The sequence below is a fragment of the Nonomuraea sp. NPDC004580 genome, from assembly GCF_040609855.1.
GTDB lineage: Bacteria > Actinomycetota > Actinomycetes > Streptosporangiales > Streptosporangiaceae > Nonomuraea > Nonomuraea salmonea.
This window is the reverse complement of the sequence record NZ_JBEXLH010000029.1, coordinates 29,352-45,138: the sequence shown is the minus strand read 5'-3', so window position 1 is coordinate 45,138 and position 15,787 is coordinate 29,352. Positions and strand designations below refer to the sequence as shown.

The window sequence follows — 15,787 nt, the reverse complement described above, 5'->3', positions numbered from 1 at the left end:
AAACAATTGCCGTGGCAGGTGCATATCCAGGGGAAATGGGGGTCGTCGGGCATGATCCGCGAGCCGGTCGAGCGGCCCTAGGATGCCGGGCGACGAGCTGGACGAGGCGTTCGAGCTCGGCGAGACGTGCGCAATGGCCGCCGAATGCGGCAGAGATCTGCGGCGGTGCGCCGAAATGTACGGCGGGTTGTTCCCCGCTGCCGTTTTCACCACCGACCTCTTCCACGCCCTCACGCTGTCCACCGCGTTCAGCGCCCCCTGGGCCGGCGCCCACCGGCTCAAGGTCGTCAACCGGGCCGCCCTGTGGGTCCTCGCCGTGGACAGGATCGTCGACCACGCCGCGCTCACCCGCTCCCACGTCGACCGCCTGGCGAAGGAGTGCCTGGACGTCGCGGGGGGTGCGGCGCCCCGCTCGGCGGTCTCGCGCTTCCTCGCCGACCTGCGCGACGAGCTGGGCACCGTCAAGGAGTTCGGCCACCTGCAGGACATCTGGGCCGACCAGCTCGCCCGCATGCTGGAGGGCATGGCGCGGGCCTGGGCCTGGCGGGACGCGCACGCGACGCCCTCGCTCGCCCACTATGTCGAGAACGCCGACAGCCGCGGCTCCTGCTTCGTGGACCTGTGCCACTGGATCTACACGGCCGACGACTGGTCGAAGGCCCACCTGGAGGAGCTGCGCGCGGTCAGCCGGCAGGTGCAGCGCTACCTGCACCTGCTCGGGGACGTCGTGACGTACCGGCGGGACCTGAGCTGGGGCGACCTGAACGTGCTCGCCCTCGGCGTGGAGCGCTCGCAGGTGACGGCCGCGATGACCGAGCTGGCCCGCAGGGCGCAGGAGCTGATAGAGCCGGTACGCGCCCACAGCCCCCGCACGGCCTTCTACCTGCACAGACAGCTCGGCTTCCACGCCGGATTCACCGGCGTTTCGGGCTTTCACCCGCCAGCGTAAAGTACTCGTCTGAATACATGACAGACAAACTTGACTCTTTGCCTGTTAGATCGCCGAATAAGCGGGCGTCCCGTCACAAACTGTGACATTTTCATTCTTGTAAAAGATTGCGGCTTGAGTGGAAAATGTGGCGTTGCTAGGGTGTCTCGATGCCAGGCATGCGGATCGACCTTCACAGCTTTCCTTGACAGGTGCCACTGACCACGGCACCTCAGGGGCGGGGTCGCGCATGCGCGGGAATTGTACGGGCGGTGCTGGATGGAATTCGGTCGCTCAGACCGTTGGCGGCTGCCGACAGCGATCAAGATCTTGATCGCCGGGGGCTTCGGCGCGGGCAAGACCACCATGGTCGGTGCCGTCTCCGAGACCAGGCCACTGCGCACGGAAGAGGCGCTCACCCAGGTGGGCACGCACATCGACGACCTGTCGGGCGTGGAGCGCAAGCTCACCACCACCGTGGCGATGGACTTCGGGCGCATCACGATCCGCAACGACTACATGCTCTACCTGTTCGGTACGCCGGGCCAGGAACGGTTCTGGTTCGTCTGGGACGAGCTGGCCATGGGCGCGCTCGGCGCCGTCGTGCTGGCCGACACCCGCCGCCTCGACGACTGCTTCCCCGCCGTCGACTACTTCGAGAAGCGCGACCAGCCGTTCGTCGTGGCGCTCAACCAGTTCGAGGGCACCAGCCCCTTCACCGTCGGCGACGTGCGCTCGGCCATCGGCCTGGCGGCGGACATCCCGATCGTGCGCTGCGACGCCCGCCGCCGCGATTCGGGCAAGGAGGTGCTCATCACGCTCGTCGAGCACGCGATGCGCAGGGGAGCGTCTCCGGTCGGGACCATGTCGTGACCATGACCGGCTACCTTTGACCGATGGAGGAGATCGACCGCCGCATCGTCACGCTGCTGGCCCGTGACGGCCGCATGAGCTTCACCGACCTGGCCAGGGAGACCGGGTTGTCCGTCTCGGCGGTGCACCAGCGCGTACGCCGCCTGGAGAAGCGCGGTGTGATCCGCGGATACGCCGCGATCATCGACCACGACGCGGTGGGGCTGCCGCTGACCGCGTTCGTGTCCATCAAGCCGATCGACCCGGCCGCGCCCGACGACGCCCCAGAGCGGCTGGCCCACCTGACGGCCATCGAGGCATGCCACAGCGTGGCCGGCGACGAGAGCTACATACTCAAGGTGCGGGTGGCCTCGCCGGTCGCGCTGGAGGACCTGCTGCAGCAGATCCGCGCCTCGGCCAACGTCTCGACCCGCACCACGGTCGTGCTCAGCACCCCTTACGAGCACCGCGCCCCCGACGTCGCGGGCGAGGCGCCGATGGCCGCCGAAGGCGCCTGACCGGCCTCAGCGAGGACCGTAGGCCGTGGACAGCGCCGTCAAGGCCCCCTTGGCGGCGCCCAGCCGTTCCAGGCCCAGCAGCGCCGCCCCCATGACCGGCGGCCGGTCGGCCACCACCGGCTCGGCGTGCGGCGCCCGCAGTGCGAACCCCGCCTCCAGCAGCTTCGTCATCAGCGGGTCGCGCGCGGTCAGCAGCCCGCCGCCGAGCACCACCTCCACGGGCCTCTCCAGCAGCCCGAGCCGGCGCAGGCACACCTCGGCCAGCACGGTCACCTCCTCGGCCTGCCGCTCGACCAGTTCCCTGGCCACCGGGTCGCCGTCGCCGGCCGCCGCCAGCAGGCCGGGCGCGAGCTCGTGCAGCCGGTCGCCGTCGACCAGCCCGAAGTGCACGGCCAGCACCAGCTCCTCGACCGTGGCCGTGCCGAAGTGCGTGGTGACGAGGCGGGCCAGCGCGGTGGGCCGGCCTCGTCCGTCCTCGGCGCGTACGGCGTGCCACAGCGCCTCCTCGCCGAGGTCCTGCCCGCCGCCCCAGTCGCCGCTGAGCCGCCCGAGCGCGGGCAGGCGGGCCACCGCGCCGGACGGCGCGACGCCGACGGCGTTGATCCCGGCCCCGCACACCACCGCCACCCCCCACGGCCCGGACGCGCCGGCCCGCAGCAGCGCGAACGTGTCGTTGCGCACCACCACGTCCGCCCCCAGGCCCCTGGCGGCCAGCTCGGCGGCCAGCGCCTCCTCCTCGACCGGCAGGTCCGCCCCGGCCAGGCAGGCCGACACGTGGGCGTACCCGTCGCGCGGCACCCCGGCGGGCAGCGCGGCCAGCGCCGCCGCGATCACGTCCACGGCCGCCGCCACGCCGTCGCGCTGCGGCGCGAACCCGCCCGCGCGGCCCGCCCCCAGCACCTCGCCGTGCTCCGACACCACGGCCACGTCGGTCTTGCTGTTGCCGCCGTCCACGGCCAGCACGAGCCGGCTCACCGGGACGCCGCCCAGGGCAGGTGTGCGCGGTTGGCCGCCAGCAGCAGCCCGGCCAGCTCCTCCGCGGTCTCGTCCTGCCCGATGAGCGGATGGGCGAGCAGCGCGTCACGCACGCGGTCCGCGCCGCCGTGCAGGGCCGCGTCCAGGGCCAGCGTCTCGTACGCCGACACGTGCGCGATCAGCCCGGCCAACAGCGGCTCGACCGGCGCGACCGGCAGCGGCACGGCCCCGGAGGCGGTGACGGCGGCGGGCACCTCGATCACCGCCTCGTCGCCGAGGAACGGCAGCGTCCCGTCGTTGCGCACGTTCACCACCTGCGTGTCGCCCCGGTCGCCGAGCAGCGAGGCGATCAGCGCCACCGCCGCCTCGGAGTAGAAGGCGCCGCCGCGCTCGGACAGCAGCTCGGGCTTGGTGACCACGGCGGGGTCGGCGTACAGGGCGAGCAGCCGCGCCTCCATGTCCGCCACCTCGGCCGCCCGCGACGGCTTCGAGCGCTGCTCGCGCGCCACGGCGTCGTGGGCGTAGAAGTAACGCAGGTAGTAGGAGGGGACGACGCCGAGCCGCCGCAGCAGTCCCGGGCGCAGGCCGAGGCTCTCCGCCAGCTCGTCGCCGTGCTCGCGCAGCAGCGCGGGCAGCACGTCCTCGCCGTCGAGGAGCACGGAACGTTCCCAGGTGAGGTGGTTCAGCCCGACGTGCCCGAGCGACACGCGGGCGGGGTCGGCGCCCAGCCAGGCGGCGAAGCGGCGCTGCAGGCCGATGGCCACGTTGCACAGCCCGATCGCGCGGTGCCCGGCGTCCAGCAGCGCCCTGGTGACGATGCCGACGGGGTTCGTGAAGTCCACGATCCACGCGTCGGGGGCGACGGAGCGGACGACGTCGGCGATCTCCAGCACCACCGGCACCGTGCGCAACGCCTTGGCCAGCCCGCCCGCACCCGTCGTCTCCTGCCCCACGCAGCCGCAGCGCAGCGGCAGCGTCTCGTCCACGTCGCGGGCCGCCTGCCCGCCCACCCGCAGCTGGAACAGCACCGCCCGCGCCCCCGCCACGCCCTCCTCGACCGAGGACGTGGCGAGCACCCGCGCCGGGTGTCCCGCGTGCGCCAGCATGCGCCGCGAGACCCCCGCCACCAGGTCGAGCCGCTTCGCGTCGGGGTCGATCAGCGCCAGCTCCGTCACCGGCAGCTCGCCGCGCAGCCGCGCGACCCCGTCCACCAGCTCCGGTGTGTACGTCGAGCCGCCCCCGACCACGGCGATCCTCAACCCTTCACTCCCGTCAACGTCACGCCCTCGATGAAGACCCGCTGGGCGAAGAAGAACACGATGATCACCGGGGCGGTCACCAGCAGGGTGGCCGCCATGGTGAGGTTCCACTGCACGCTGTGGAACGCCTTGAACGTGGCCAGGCCGAGCGACAGCGTCAGGCTCTCCTGCTCGACGCCGGCGTACAGCAGCGGGCCGTAATAGTCGTTCCAGCAGTAGAAGAACTGGAACAGCGCGACCGCCGCCACGGCGGGGCGGGCCATCGGCAGGATGACCCGCAGCAGCGTCCTGAGGTCGGAGCAGCCGTCCACCCTGGCCGCGTCGGTGTAGTCGCGCGGGATGGTGAGCAGGAACTGCCGCAGCAGGAAGATCGAGAACGCGTCGCCGAGCAGCAGCGGCAGGATCAGCGGCCACAGGCCGTCGGTCAGCCCGAGCCGCGCCCACACCAGATAGACCGGCACCGCGACGACCTGTGGCGGCAGCATCATGGTGGTGACGACCAGCAGGAACGCCGCCCGCCTGCCGCGGAAGCGGAACCTGGCCAGTGCGTAGGCCACCGGCACCGACGACACCACGGTGAACAGCGTGCCGAGCGCCGCGTACAGCAGCGTGTTGCCCGCCCAGCGCAGCAGCATCGACTTCTCGAAGACCAGCGCGACGTTCTCCCAGTTCCACTCGCGCGGCCACAGGTCGCTGGTCAGCGCCTGCTCGTCGGTCATCAGCGCGGTCAGCGCGATAAAGGCGATGGGGGCGAGGAACATCAGCGCCAGCGCCACGGCCAGCGCGTGCGTGGCGATCCACACCAGCACCCGCCGCCGGCGCGCCCTGAGCCCGGCGCGGCGCGCGCCGGGCGCGCCCGGGCCCCCCGGCGCGGGGCGGGGCGGCGCGGTCATGGTCGCGCTCATGACACCTCCTCGGCCCGGCGGAAGTGCCGCAGCAGGATCAGCGTGAAGATCATCGACGTGGCGAACAGCAGCAGCGCGAGCACGCAGGCGTAGCCCATGGTGTAGTCGCGGAACCCGGCGTGGAAGAGCCACTGCGGCAGCGTGAGCAGCGACTCGTCCGGATAGCCGGGGGTGAACGAGCTGCCGGGCGAGTCGGTCGCGCCCGAGGCGACCCGGGAGGCGATCATCGCCTGGCTGAAGTACTGCAGGGCGTAGATGACGTTCGTGACCAGGGCGAACATCAGCACGGGCGCGATCGTCGGCAGGGTCACGCTGCGGAACTGCCGCCAGGGGCCGGCGCCGTCGATGGCGGCCGCCTCGTACAGGTGCCTGGGGACGTCCAGCAGCGCCGCCATGAAGATCACGGCGAGCTGGCCGCAGCCCCACAGCGACAGCAGCGTCAGGCTCGGCTTGGCCCAGCCGGGGTCGCCGAACCAGTCGGGCCCCTCGATCCCGAAGACGGCCAGCACCTGGTTCATCGGCCCTGTCGAGGGGTTCAGCAGGAACACGAACGTGATCGTCCCGGCCGCCATGGGCACCAGCGAGGGCAGGTAGAAGATCGTCCTGAACAGGCCGGTGCCCGCCTTGAGCCGCACCACGAGCTGGGCCAGCGCCAGCGCGAACAGCACGGTCGCGGGGACCATGATGAGCACCAGCCACAGCGTGTTGGCCGCCGACGTCGGCACCCGCGGATCCTCCAGCAGGTAACGCCAGTTGTCCAGGCCGATGAACTCAAGCGTGTAGAGGTCGTAGCGGTGGAAGGAGAAGTACACCGTCGACAGCAGCGGATAGACGAAGAAGATCGACACACCGGCGAGCCACGGCGCGAGCCACACCAGCGCGCGCAGTCCCTCGCCGTGCCGCCGCCGCAGCGGTACGGAGGTCACGGCGGCCACCTCAGCCCCCGGACAGCTTCAGCTTGTCGTCGATGGCCTTGTCCACGCCCTTGAGCCCGGCGTCCAGGTCCGGTACGTCGCCCTTCTCCCACTTGACGGCGAAGGAGGAGAACGCCTCTTGGTTGAAGACGCTGTTGACGTTCGCGGGCAGGGTCGTGGTCTTCGGGTGGGCGAAGACGCCGAGGAAGGTGGCGAAGTTCGGGTCCTTGGCCAGATCGGGCGACTCCATCGACGCCTTGGTCGTGGGGACGTTGCGCAGCGCGTTCGACAGCGTCACCAGCGACTCGGTGTCCATCGTCAGGTGCTTGACCAGCTCCCAGGCGTGCTGCGGGTGCTCGGCGCCCTTCGGCACCCCGATGACCGTGCCGGCGGTGAAGCCGCTGCCGTACAGGTCGGGGCGGTCGTCGGCGACCGGAAGGGGAGCGGTGCCGTAGTCGAGGTCCTTCGCCTCATCGGCGATCATGGCGTTGCGCCACTCGCCGTCCAGCACCATCGCGACCTTGCCCTTGTAGAAGGGGTGCTCGGCGCTCCACTCGTCGCCGAGTCCCTTGCGGAAGCGGTCGAGCTTGTCGTGGCCGTACCAGTCGACCAGCTCCTTCTGCCAGGTCAGCAGCTTCTTCCAGGCCGGGTCGGAGCCGATGGCCGAGGTGCCGTCGTCGTTGTACCACTTCGCGCCGACCATCGGGCCGAGGTGGCTCATGCTGTTCTCGTAGTACTGGACGCTCGGGATGAACCCGGCGACCTTGATCTCGCCCTTGTCGTCGCGCACGGTCAGCTTCTTGGCCAGCGCGGTCAGCTCGCTCAGCGTCTTCGGCGGCTGCTCGCCCTTCATCAGGGCCTTGTTGTAGTAGAGGCCGTACGCGTCGGCGAGCAGCGGCAGCGTGCACTGCCTGCCCTCGTAGGCGGTGTAGGACCGCGCGGCGGCGGGCAGCACCGACAGGTCCACGCCGTCCTGCTCGATGACCGGCGTAAGGTCCTGGAACGATCCCGACCTGCACCACTGTGCCACGTTGTCGGTGGTGAACGAGGCCGCCACGTCGGGCGCGTCACCGCCCCTGATGGCCTGGGTGATCTGGTCGTCCTGGACGCCCTTGACGGCTTTGACGGTGATCTGCGGGAACTTCTTCCTGAAGCCGGCGATGGCGTCCTCGAACGCCTTGACCTCGGCGTCGGTCGAGAAGCCGTGCCACAGCTCCAGCGTGGCGGGGGAAAGGGCCTGGGAAGCGGAGCTCGAAGGACGGGCGCCGAGCGACGGGCCCGCCTCCTTACCGGCGGTGCACGCGGTCAGCGCCAGGGCGGCGGCGACCACAAGAGGGACGAAGCGCACGGGGGGTGCCTCCTGCCATCCATCATGACGGGACGGTTGAACGGAACACCTCGTCGCGGACGGCGGCGAGGCCGAGGTCGAGTGCGCCGGCGAGCACGGGGTTGCCCTCGACGCTCGACAGGCGGACGGGGGGCTGGGGGATGGTCAGCGCGTGCAGCTCGTGTTCGACCAGCTCGCGCAGGGTCTCGCCGCCCGGCAGCACCACGCCGCCGGTCAGCACGATCAGGCCGGGATCGACGACCGAGGTGATGGCCGCCAGGCCAACGGCCAGGCGGGCGGCGACGTCGCGCAGCCCGGCCCTGGCGTCGTCGGCCTTCTTCCCGGTGCCGGCCGCCGCGCGTACGGCGCCCGCGACGGCCTGGCGGAAGTCGGAGCCGCGCACGCCGTACGAGCGCAGCAGCTTGAGCACGGCAGGGCCGCCGGTCAGCGCCTGGTAGCCGTGATTGGCGTAGCGGCCCGCCTCGCGGGCCGTCGGCGCGCCGGGGGTCGGCATGTAGCCCACCTCGCCCGCGCCGCCGGTGGCGCCCCGGTGCATGCGCCCGCCCAGCACGATGGCCGAGCCGATGCCCTCGTCGGCCCACAGCAGCACGAAGTCCCGCTGGCCGCGCGCCGCGCCGTGCGCCTGCTCGGCCACCGCCACCAGGTTGACGTTGTTCTCGACGTCCACCGGCGCGCCGAGCCCGGCGCTGAGCGTGGGCACCAGGTCGGGCAGCTGCCAGCCCGGCACGTCCTTGGCGGCGGCGTAGCCGAGCCTGCCGGTGGCCGGGTCGATCGCGGCCTGCACGCCGATCACCACCCTGCTCACCACCCTGCGCGGCTTGTCCGGCGGGTTCGCGCCTCTCAGCGCGGCGGCCAGCCGGTCCACCAGCTCGCCGTGCGGCCGGCGCGGGGTCGGCAGCACGTGCTCGCCGACGACCGTGCCGGTGATGTCGGCCACCTTCGCCTCGATGCGGGCAGGGGTGACGTCGAGAGCGGCCACGTACGCGGCCTCCGGGTTGATCCGGTAGACCTCGGCCGTACGGCCCGGCAGGCCCTCCCTGACGCCGTCCTGCACGACCAGCCCCGCCTGCTGCAACCTGAGCAGGAGCTGGGAGGCCGTGGGCTTGGACAGGCCGGTGAGCGCGCCGATCTCGGGCCTGGTCAGCGGGCCGCGCTCCAGGAGCGCCTGCAACGCCGCGCGATCATTGATGGCACGTAGCAGACTGGGTGTTCCCGGAACCGGGCCGCTCACGGTGTCTCCTTCGCATGAGTTAGGAAACTTTCCTAACTCGCGATGACCATAAGAAGACCCCGGCAAGACGGTCAAGAGGTGAAACCAAGACGTGACCAGGAAAGGAGGAAAGTGACGAGACTGCTAGAGCAGGCGTGCTAATGTCGGCGTTTGTCGCAACAACAAGCAGAATGGCCCGGAGTGTCTCATTAACCACATTAACGGTCAGGCGGCAACGCGTCAAACCGAACTGGCAAAAGAGCAGGCGTACCTCACCCGTCTCTATGACCGCCTCGACACGCTTCGCGAGCGCACCCAGCGGCAGCTCAAGGAGGTGCTGGCCACAGGAGCCGTCGGCACGATGCAGAACAGGTCGGAGCGCGACACGTTCGCCGACATGTACGCCTCGCGCCTCGCCAGGCTCTGGGCGGTCGAACGCGGTCTCGCCTTCGGCCGGCTCGACCACGTCGACGAAGGCCGCCTCTACATCGGCAAGATCGGCATGACCGACGACGACCAGCGCCGCCTGCTCATCGACTGGCGGGCGCCCGTCGCGCAGCCCTTCTACCGCGCCACCCCCACCGCCCCCATGGGCGTCACCCGCCGCCGCCACCTGCAGACCAGGGGCCGCGACGTCATCGGCGTGGACGACGACCTGCTCGACCTCGACGCGCTCACCGACGATGACCGCGCCACGCTCAACGGCGAGGCCGCGCTGCTCGCCGCGCTCGACGAGCGGCGCACGGGACGCATGCGCGACATCGTCGCCACCATCCAGTCCGAGCAGGACCGCGTCATCCGCGGCGACCTCAACGGGGTGCTCGTGGTGCAGGGCGGACCGGGCACCGGCAAGACCGTCGTGGCCCTGCACAGGGCCGCGTACCTGCTCTACACCCACCGCGAGCGCCTCGAGCGGCGCGGCGTGCTCATCCTCGGCCCCAACCTCACCTTCCTGCGCTACATCGAGCAGGTGCTGCCCTCGCTCGGCGAGACCGACGTGCTGCTGTCCACGATCGGCGAGCTCTACCCCGGCGTCACCGCCACCAAGCGCGACCGCCCCGAGGTGGCCGCGCTCAAGGGCGACGTGCGGATGGCCGACGTGATCGCCAAGGCCGTACGCGACCGGCAGCGCGTCCCGCGCAAGCCGATCGAGCTGCAGGTCGGCCGCATCACGCTCACCATCGACCGGCAGATGCTCGACAACGCCAAGAACAAGGCCGGCCGCTCGCGCCGCCCCCACAACCAGGCCCGCGCCGTCTTCGTGCGCTCGCTGCTCACCGCGCTGGCCAGGCAGCAGGCCCGCAAGATCGGCAAGGGCCTCATCGACGACGACGAGCTGGCCGACCTGCGCGAGGACCTGCGCACCGAGCCGGTCGTCAAGGCCGCGCTCAACCGCCTGTGGCCCTACCTGACGCCCCAGGGCCTCCTGCTCGGCCTGTACGGCTCCGCCGAGCGCCTCGGCCACGCCGCCTCCGCCCTCACCCCCGAGGAACGCCGGCTGCTGCGCCGCGACGGCGGCGAGTGGACCGAGTCCGACGTCCCGCTCCTCGACGAGGCCGCCGAGCTGCTCGGCGACATCGACGAGCAGGTGCTGCGCGCCACCGCCATGCAGGCCGAGGAGGAGTTGGCCGCCGCCAGACGGGCCGCCGAGAACGAGCGCGAGGCCGAGCTGGCCTACGCCCGCGAGGTGCTGGAGCTCACGGGCCTGTCCGACGTCATGGAGGCCGAACGGCTCGCCGAGCGCCAGCGCGGCGACGGCCCCTACCTCACCACCGCCGAGCGCGCCGCCGCCGACCGCACCTGGGCCTACGGGCACATCATCGTGGACGAGGCGCAGGAGCTGTCGCCAATGGCCTGGCGGGCCGTCATGCGGCGCTGCCCGACCCGGTCCATGACCATCGTCGGCGACATCGCCCAGACCGGCTCGGCGGCGGGGGCCCGCTCCTGGGCCGAGGTGCTCGACCCGTACGTCGCCGGGCGCTGGCGTCAGGAGCAGCTGACCGTCAACTACCGCACCCCGGTCGAGCTGATGGACGTCGCCGCCCGCGTCCTGGCCACCATCGACCCCGGCCTGCGGGCCCCCCTGTCCGTCCGCGAGGCCGGCACCCGGCCCTGGTCGGCGCCGCTCGCCGCGCTGCCCGAGCTGGTCGCCGCCGAGGCGGCCGACGGCGGCAAGGTGGCCGTGGTCGCGCCCGACGACCTGGTGCCCGAGCTCGGCGCCCGGCTCGCCGCCGCCGTGTCAGGCGCCGCCGTCGTCACGCCGGGCGCCGGGCGGGGCAGGGGTACCGAGGCGCTCGACGCGCCCGTGGCCGTCATGGGAGTGACCGACGCGAAGGGGCTCGAGTTCGACTCCGTCATCGTCGCCGAACCCGACCTCATCGCCGCCCAGTCGCCACGCGGGCCGAGCGACCTGTATGTTGCTCTCACGCGTGCGACGCAACGGCTCGGGGTCGTCCACGAGCGCCCGCTGTCGCCCGCGTTGCGGGACTTGCCAAGCCGCTCGCCGGAGCCCGCTAATGGCCTTTGACCTGCTTTGAAGCCACCGGTCAAACATGTCCTAGCTGCGAAAACTTGATGTTTCTGCTGATCGGGACACGGTTGACATCTGAGGTGGAGTCGGTAGTTTGCTGCGCAGTCCAGCACGGGACTTGGCCGGTTGGCCGTCTCTGACATCGCCGGATCCTGCGTCCGTGACGGAGCGCGACTCCGTCCACACAGCCAGGTGCAGGGCCGTCGGTCCGTCGAGTCGGGGCACCCCAACCGGGCGGGGGGTTGGACCCGGGACGGGTCCGGGAGCCCAGTAGACAACGGAATTCCGCGCTCGCCGCCGACGAGACGGGTCCGGTCCGAAGGGTTTCCGGGCCCTCTTCCCGTTCCCGTGCTCCAGGACCGCCGACGCGCCGGGTGGTCCCGCCTTCATCGCCGCGGGACCGCCCTGCCGTCTTTCCCCTTCTTCGATCTTCTGCGGGGTGTGCCGACCTGAGTGCGGCCCGAGGGCGGTAGCGTTTTCGCAAGCAGGCGTTTGCGAGGTGGCGAGGAGACCCCGGAGTGGTTCAGGACCGAACGAATCCCCCGCCCGCGTCCGGGCGGGTCTCTACCGGCACGCCCACCGACGGCACGGCCACCGACGGCACCGCCTCCGCCTCCGCGACGGCCGGGGAGCCCGCCACCGCCGCAATGCCCGCTGAGCCGCAGCCCGAGCCGCAGCCCGAGCCGCAGCCCGCGGCGTCCGGCGAGTCTCCGTCCGGGCCGGGCGTGCCGGTGCGGGGGGAGAGCCGGCGGGTGCTGGCCGCGCGGATCGTGGCGGCCGGGGCCGGTGGGTTCGCGCTGTTCCTGGCGTTCCCGCCGCTCGACTGGTGGTTGTGCGCGCCGCTCGGCATCGGCCTGATCGCCGCCTCCATCCACGGCACCCGCCCCCGCCGCGCCGCCTGGATCGGCTACCTCGCGGCGGCGGTGTTCCTGCTGCCCACCGTCGCCTGGGTGCGCACGATCGGCGACGACGTGTGGATCATGCTGGTCGCCACCGAGAGCTTCTTCTACGCCGCCATGGCCGCGCTGGCGGCGCTGGTGTTCCGGCTGCGCGCCTGGCCGCTGTGGTTCGGCGGCCTGTGGGTGCTCATGGAGTGGGCGCGCGGCCTGGTGCCCATCGGCGGGTTCCCGTGGGCGCGGGCGGCCTTCAGCCAGGGCGAGTCGCCGTTCACGCCGTACGCCGCGCTCGGTGGCGCGCCGCTGGTGTCGTTCGCGGTCACGGTGTGCGGCGCGCTGCTGGCGTACGCGGTGCTCAACCGGCCCGCGAGGGCGGTGGCCAGGGCCGTGCCGGTCGGGCTGGCGGTGGCCGTGCCCGTGCTGGGGCTCGCGGTGCCGAGGTTCGGTGACGAGGGCCGCTCGATCAACGTCGGCGTCGTGCAGGGCAACGTCCCCGGCCGCGGCATGTACGCGCTCGGCGACGAGCCCGCCGTCGTGCTGCGCAACCACGCCAACGAGACCAAGCGCCTGGCCCAGGCCGTACGCGACGGCAAGCTGCCCAAGCCCGACATCGTGGTCCTGCCGGAGAACTCCACCGACATCGACCCCTACCGCGACCCGTACGCCCGCCAGATCATCCACGACTCCGTGCAGGACGTCGGCGTGCCCACCCTGGTCGGCGCGGTCGTGGCCATCGGCGAGGCGAACCGCGCCACCCGCAGCCTCGTCTGGGACCCGGTCACCGGCCCCGGCGCCCACTACGACAAGCAGCACCTGGTGCCGTTCGGGGAGTACACCCCGTTCAAGGAGATCGTGCTGGCGCTGTGGGAGCGGGCCGGCCTCGTCGGCCGCCAGTCCATCGCCGGCACCAAGCCGGGCGACCTGAAGATGGGGCCGGTCACCATCGGCGCCGTCAACTGCTACGAGGTCGCCTACGACGACACCGTGCGCGGCACCGTGCGCGCCGGCGGCACCCCGCTCGTCGTGCAGACCAACAACGCCAGCTACGCCCTGTCCAACCTGCCGTCCCAGCAGCTCGCCATGTCGAAGCTGCGCGCGGTCGAGCACAACAGGGCCGTGGTCACCGCCGCCACGACCGGGATCTCCGCCTACGTGACGCCTGAGGGTAAGGTCTCCTGGCAGACCCGCGAGCTTGTCGCTGACATGAACGTGGTCAAGGTGCCCGTACGCACGCAGGAGACAATCGCCACAAAGGTGGGCGCTCTTCCTGAATGGGCATTGATGGTGATGGGAGCGGCGGCGGCCGGGTTCGCCGCGTGGCGTGGCAGGCGGCGAGGCGATCGGATGAGGAACGACGGATGATGGAGAGTCTCGGCCGGGTGCTCGTCGTCGTGCCGACGTACAACGAGCGCGACAACCTGCCGGCGATCGTCCAGCGCGTACGCGCGGCCGTGCCCGAGGCCCATGTGCTGGTCGCCGACGACAACAGCCCCGACGGCACCGGCGAGGTGGCCGACACCCTCGCCGCCGACGACGATCAGGTGCACGTGCTGCACCGGCCGGGCAAGCAGGGGCTGGGCGCCGCCTACATCGCCGGGTTCCGCTGGGGGCTCGACGAGGGCTTCGACGTCCTGGTCGAGATGGACGCCGACGGCTCGCACCAGCCGGAGGAACTGCCGAAGCTGCTCGAGGCGCTGGCCGAGGGCGCCGACCTCGCCATCGGCTCCCGCTACGTGCCCGGCGGCAAGGTCGTCAACTGGCCGCAGCGGCGCGAGCTGCTGTCCAAGGGCGCCAACATCTACACGCGGGTGATGCTCGGCCTGCCGGTCCGCGACGCGACCGCGGGCTTTCGCGCCTACCGCGCGGCCACGCTGGAGAAGGTGGGCTTCGCCGGCGTCGAGTCGCAGGGCTACTGCTTCCAGGTGGACCTCACGCTGCGCACGTCCCGCCACGGGCTGCGGGTGGTGGAGGTGCCGATCACGTTCGTGGAGCGGACGGTCGGCAAAAGCAAGATGAGCGGCAAGGTCATGTCCGAGGCGCTGTGGCGGATCGGCATGTGGGGCGTCACCGGGCTCCCGAAGCGCCTCAAGGGCGGCGGCGCCCGCGACTAGCGCGGGCGCCGAGGAGGGCGCCGAGGACGGCGGCGTGCGGCCCGGCGTTTGAGGGACGGTGGCGCGCGATCGGTGGCGCCCGGCCCGGGCGTAGGGGGCGGCGGCGTGCGGCCCGGCCCATGAGGGACGGAGGCGGGCGGCCGGCGGAACGCTTCGAGGGCGCCGGGCGTTGTCCAGTGCAGTGACGCGTGTGCGGAATCGAGGGTTGAAACGATGCGGCTGCTGCTATTCCTGGCCTTCCTGGTCATCCCCATCCTGGAGATCTGGCTGCTGATCCAGGTCGGTCAGGTGATCGGCGGGCCGGCTACGATCGCCCTGCTCATCGCCGACAGCCTGCTGGGCGCGTGGCTGGTGCGCCGCGAGGGCCGGCGGGCGTGGCGGGCGCTGCAGGAGGCCATGCAGAGCGGGCGCATGCCCGACCGCGAGCTGGCCGACGGCGGCATCATCCTGGTCGGCGGCACGCTGCTGCTGGCGCCCGGGTTCTTCCTCGACGTGTTCGGGCTGCTGTGCCTGATCCCGGTGACCCGGCCGATGATGCGCCGCCTCGGGGCGTGGTTCTTCGAGCGCCGGATCAAGCGCTTGGCGCAGTCGTCCCCGTACGCGAACCTCTTCCCGCCCGGCGGCTTCCCCGGCCCCGACGCGGCCCACTACGACCCGCGCTACGACGCCCGCGGCGAGGGCCGCAACGAGGGCCGTGACCCGGGCGCGCCGCAGGGCGGCCGGGTGGTGCACGGCGAGGTCATCCGCGAGGACCGCGACTCCTGAAGCACGCACAGAGAAACCCCCGGGCGTGAGCCCGGGGGTTTTCACCGTGAGAGGAAGTCAGGCGCTCTTACGACGCTGAGCCCGCAGGACGGCGAGCCGCTCGTTGAGCACCTCCTCGAGATCTTCTATGGACCGTCGCTCCAAGAGCATGTCCCAGTGTGTCCGCGGGGGCTTGGTCTTCTTCGACTCCGGCTGCTCGCCGTCCACCCGCAGCGCGGTCGCGCCGCACATGCGGCACTCCCAGCTCGCGGGAATCTCGGCCTCGGCGGCAAGCGGAACCTCGAAGCGATGGCCCTTCGGACAGGTGTACGACACCTCCTGGCGCGGGGCCAGATCCGTGTTACGGTCGTTCTCGTAGCTGGTTGCCCCGAGCCGGGTGCCACGAAGCGCGCGCTCGCCCATGTTTAAATGCCTCCTACAGGGCCCCCTTGCGTGGGGGGTCTGTCTCCCACGGTGTCTAACGCTTGGTACCGTGATGGGATTCCCACCCGCGGGGTGATCCAATCGCGCTTGGGGCCTCGGTTCTTCGCGTGATCGCGGATCAGGCCCGTAGCCTGGGGGAATGCCGGGGCGTGC

Annotated in this window: 14 protein-coding genes; 7 read left to right on the top strand and 7 right to left on the bottom strand. The window is 71.7% G+C overall.

Going from position 1 to position 15,787, the window contains the following annotated elements; all coding sequences use genetic code 11:
- The first annotated feature begins 82 nt into the window (after window positions 1–82).
- The 3 genes from ABZW11_RS27060 (at window position 83) to ABZW11_RS27050 (ending at window position 2,298) form a co-directional block, all read left to right on the top strand.
- Window positions 83–949: a terpene synthase family protein gene (locus tag ABZW11_RS27060; protein WP_355422502.1), complete on the top strand. Its 867-nt coding sequence runs from the start codon at window positions 83–85 to the stop codon at window positions 947–949.
- A 258-nt stretch (window positions 950–1,207) separates the two neighbouring features.
- Entirely contained in the window at window positions 1,208–1,801 is a 594-nt protein-coding gene (locus tag ABZW11_RS27055; protein WP_355422499.1) for an ATP/GTP-binding protein, read from the top strand.
- A gap of 23 nt (window positions 1,802–1,824) precedes the next feature.
- The gene (locus ABZW11_RS27050) at window positions 1,825–2,298 is read left to right on the top strand and encodes an Lrp/AsnC family transcriptional regulator (RefSeq protein WP_355422497.1); all 474 of its coding nucleotides are present in this window, start codon (window positions 1,825–1,827) and stop codon (window positions 2,296–2,298) included.
- A 6-nt stretch (window positions 2,299–2,304) separates the two neighbouring features.
- Here the strand turns inward: ABZW11_RS27050 and ABZW11_RS27045 are convergent, their stop codons facing one another.
- From ABZW11_RS27045 to ABZW11_RS27020, 6 genes are read right to left on the bottom strand one after another with little or no spacing between them, the layout of a single operon-like run.
- Window positions 2,305–3,273 carry a BadF/BadG/BcrA/BcrD ATPase family protein gene (locus tag ABZW11_RS27045; protein WP_355422494.1) on the bottom strand — a complete coding sequence of 323 codons (969 nt, stop codon included), beginning with the start codon at window positions 3,271–3,273 and terminating at the stop codon, window positions 2,305–2,307.
- Window positions 3,270–4,532, bottom strand: a complete 1,263-nt coding sequence (locus tag ABZW11_RS27040) for a 6-phospho-beta-glucosidase (protein ID WP_355422492.1) — start codon at window positions 4,530–4,532, stop codon at window positions 3,270–3,272. Before ABZW11_RS27040 ends, ABZW11_RS27045 begins: the two co-directional genes overlap by 4 nt.
- Entirely contained in the window at window positions 4,529–5,437 is a 909-nt protein-coding gene (locus ABZW11_RS27035; RefSeq protein WP_355422489.1) for a carbohydrate ABC transporter permease, read from the bottom strand. Before ABZW11_RS27035 ends, ABZW11_RS27040 begins: the two co-directional genes overlap by 4 nt.
- Window positions 5,434–6,363, bottom strand: coding sequence for a sugar ABC transporter permease (locus tag ABZW11_RS27030; RefSeq protein WP_355422486.1), 930 nt, complete (start codon window positions 6,361–6,363; stop codon window positions 5,434–5,436). The genes ABZW11_RS27035 and ABZW11_RS27030 overlap by 4 nt, the downstream gene beginning before the upstream one ends.
- 10 nt (window positions 6,364–6,373) lie before the next feature.
- The gene (locus ABZW11_RS27025; RefSeq protein ID WP_355422483.1) at window positions 6,374–7,699 is read right to left on the bottom strand and encodes an ABC transporter substrate-binding protein; all 1,326 of its coding nucleotides are present in this window, start codon (window positions 7,697–7,699) and stop codon (window positions 6,374–6,376) included.
- Window positions 7,700–7,721: 22 nt separating this feature from the next.
- Window positions 7,722–8,930 (bottom strand): ROK family transcriptional regulator, encoded by a 1,209-nt coding sequence (locus tag ABZW11_RS27020; RefSeq protein WP_355422480.1) that lies wholly within the window; start codon window positions 8,928–8,930, stop codon window positions 7,722–7,724.
- 313 nt (window positions 8,931–9,243) lie between these two features.
- Between ABZW11_RS27020 and ABZW11_RS27015 the strand changes: the two genes are divergently transcribed.
- The 4 genes from ABZW11_RS27015 (at window position 9,244) to ABZW11_RS27000 (ending at window position 15,211) form a co-directional block, all read left to right on the top strand.
- Window positions 9,244–11,436, top strand: a complete 2,193-nt coding sequence (locus ABZW11_RS27015) for an ATP-binding domain-containing protein (RefSeq protein WP_355422477.1) — start codon at window positions 9,244–9,246, stop codon at window positions 11,434–11,436.
- 521 nt (window positions 11,437–11,957) lie between these two features.
- On the top strand, window positions 11,958–13,697 hold the full coding sequence (gene lnt / locus ABZW11_RS27010; RefSeq protein ID WP_355422474.1) for an apolipoprotein N-acyltransferase: 1,740 nt from the start codon (window positions 11,958–11,960) through the stop codon (window positions 13,695–13,697).
- A complete protein-coding gene (locus ABZW11_RS27005) occupies window positions 13,694–14,446 on the top strand; it encodes a polyprenol monophosphomannose synthase (protein WP_355422471.1) in 753 nt (250 codons plus the stop codon). Before lnt ends, ABZW11_RS27005 begins: the two co-directional genes overlap by 4 nt.
- Window positions 14,447–14,659: 213 nt before the next feature.
- A complete protein-coding gene (locus ABZW11_RS27000; protein ID WP_355422468.1) occupies window positions 14,660–15,211 on the top strand; it encodes an FxsA family protein in 552 nt (183 codons plus the stop codon).
- 57 nt (window positions 15,212–15,268) lie between these two features.
- On the opposite strand, the gene ABZW11_RS26995 is transcribed toward ABZW11_RS27000, so the two are convergent.
- On the bottom strand, window positions 15,269–15,613 hold the full coding sequence (locus ABZW11_RS26995) for an RNA polymerase-binding protein RbpA (RefSeq protein ID WP_345403653.1): 345 nt from the start codon (window positions 15,611–15,613) through the stop codon (window positions 15,269–15,271).
- Between the last annotated feature and the right edge of the window lie 174 nt (window positions 15,614–15,787).

Excerpts from the sequence above, each read along its gene's own strand:
- ABZW11_RS27060 (WP_355422502.1), top strand. The coding sequence starts at position 83 with ATGCCGGGCGACGAGCTGGACGAGGCGTTCGAGCTCGGCGAGACGTGC.
- ABZW11_RS27055 (WP_355422499.1), top strand. The coding sequence starts at position 1,208 with ATGGAATTCGGTCGCTCAGACCGTTGGCGGCTGCCGACAGCGATCAAG.
- ABZW11_RS27050 (WP_355422497.1), top strand. The coding sequence starts at position 1,825 with ATGGAGGAGATCGACCGCCGCATCGTCACGCTGCTGGCCCGTGACGGC.
- ABZW11_RS27035 (WP_355422489.1), bottom strand. The coding sequence starts at position 5,437 with ATGAGCGCGACCATGACCGCGCCGCCCCGCCCCGCGCCGGGGGGCCCG.
- ABZW11_RS27005 (WP_355422471.1), top strand. The coding sequence starts at position 13,694 with ATGATGGAGAGTCTCGGCCGGGTGCTCGTCGTCGTGCCGACGTACAAC.
- ABZW11_RS27000 (WP_355422468.1), top strand. The coding sequence starts at position 14,660 with ATGCGGCTGCTGCTATTCCTGGCCTTCCTGGTCATCCCCATCCTGGAG.
- ABZW11_RS26995 (WP_345403653.1), bottom strand. The coding sequence starts at position 15,613 with ATGGGCGAGCGCGCGCTTCGTGGCACCCGGCTCGGGGCAACCAGCTAC.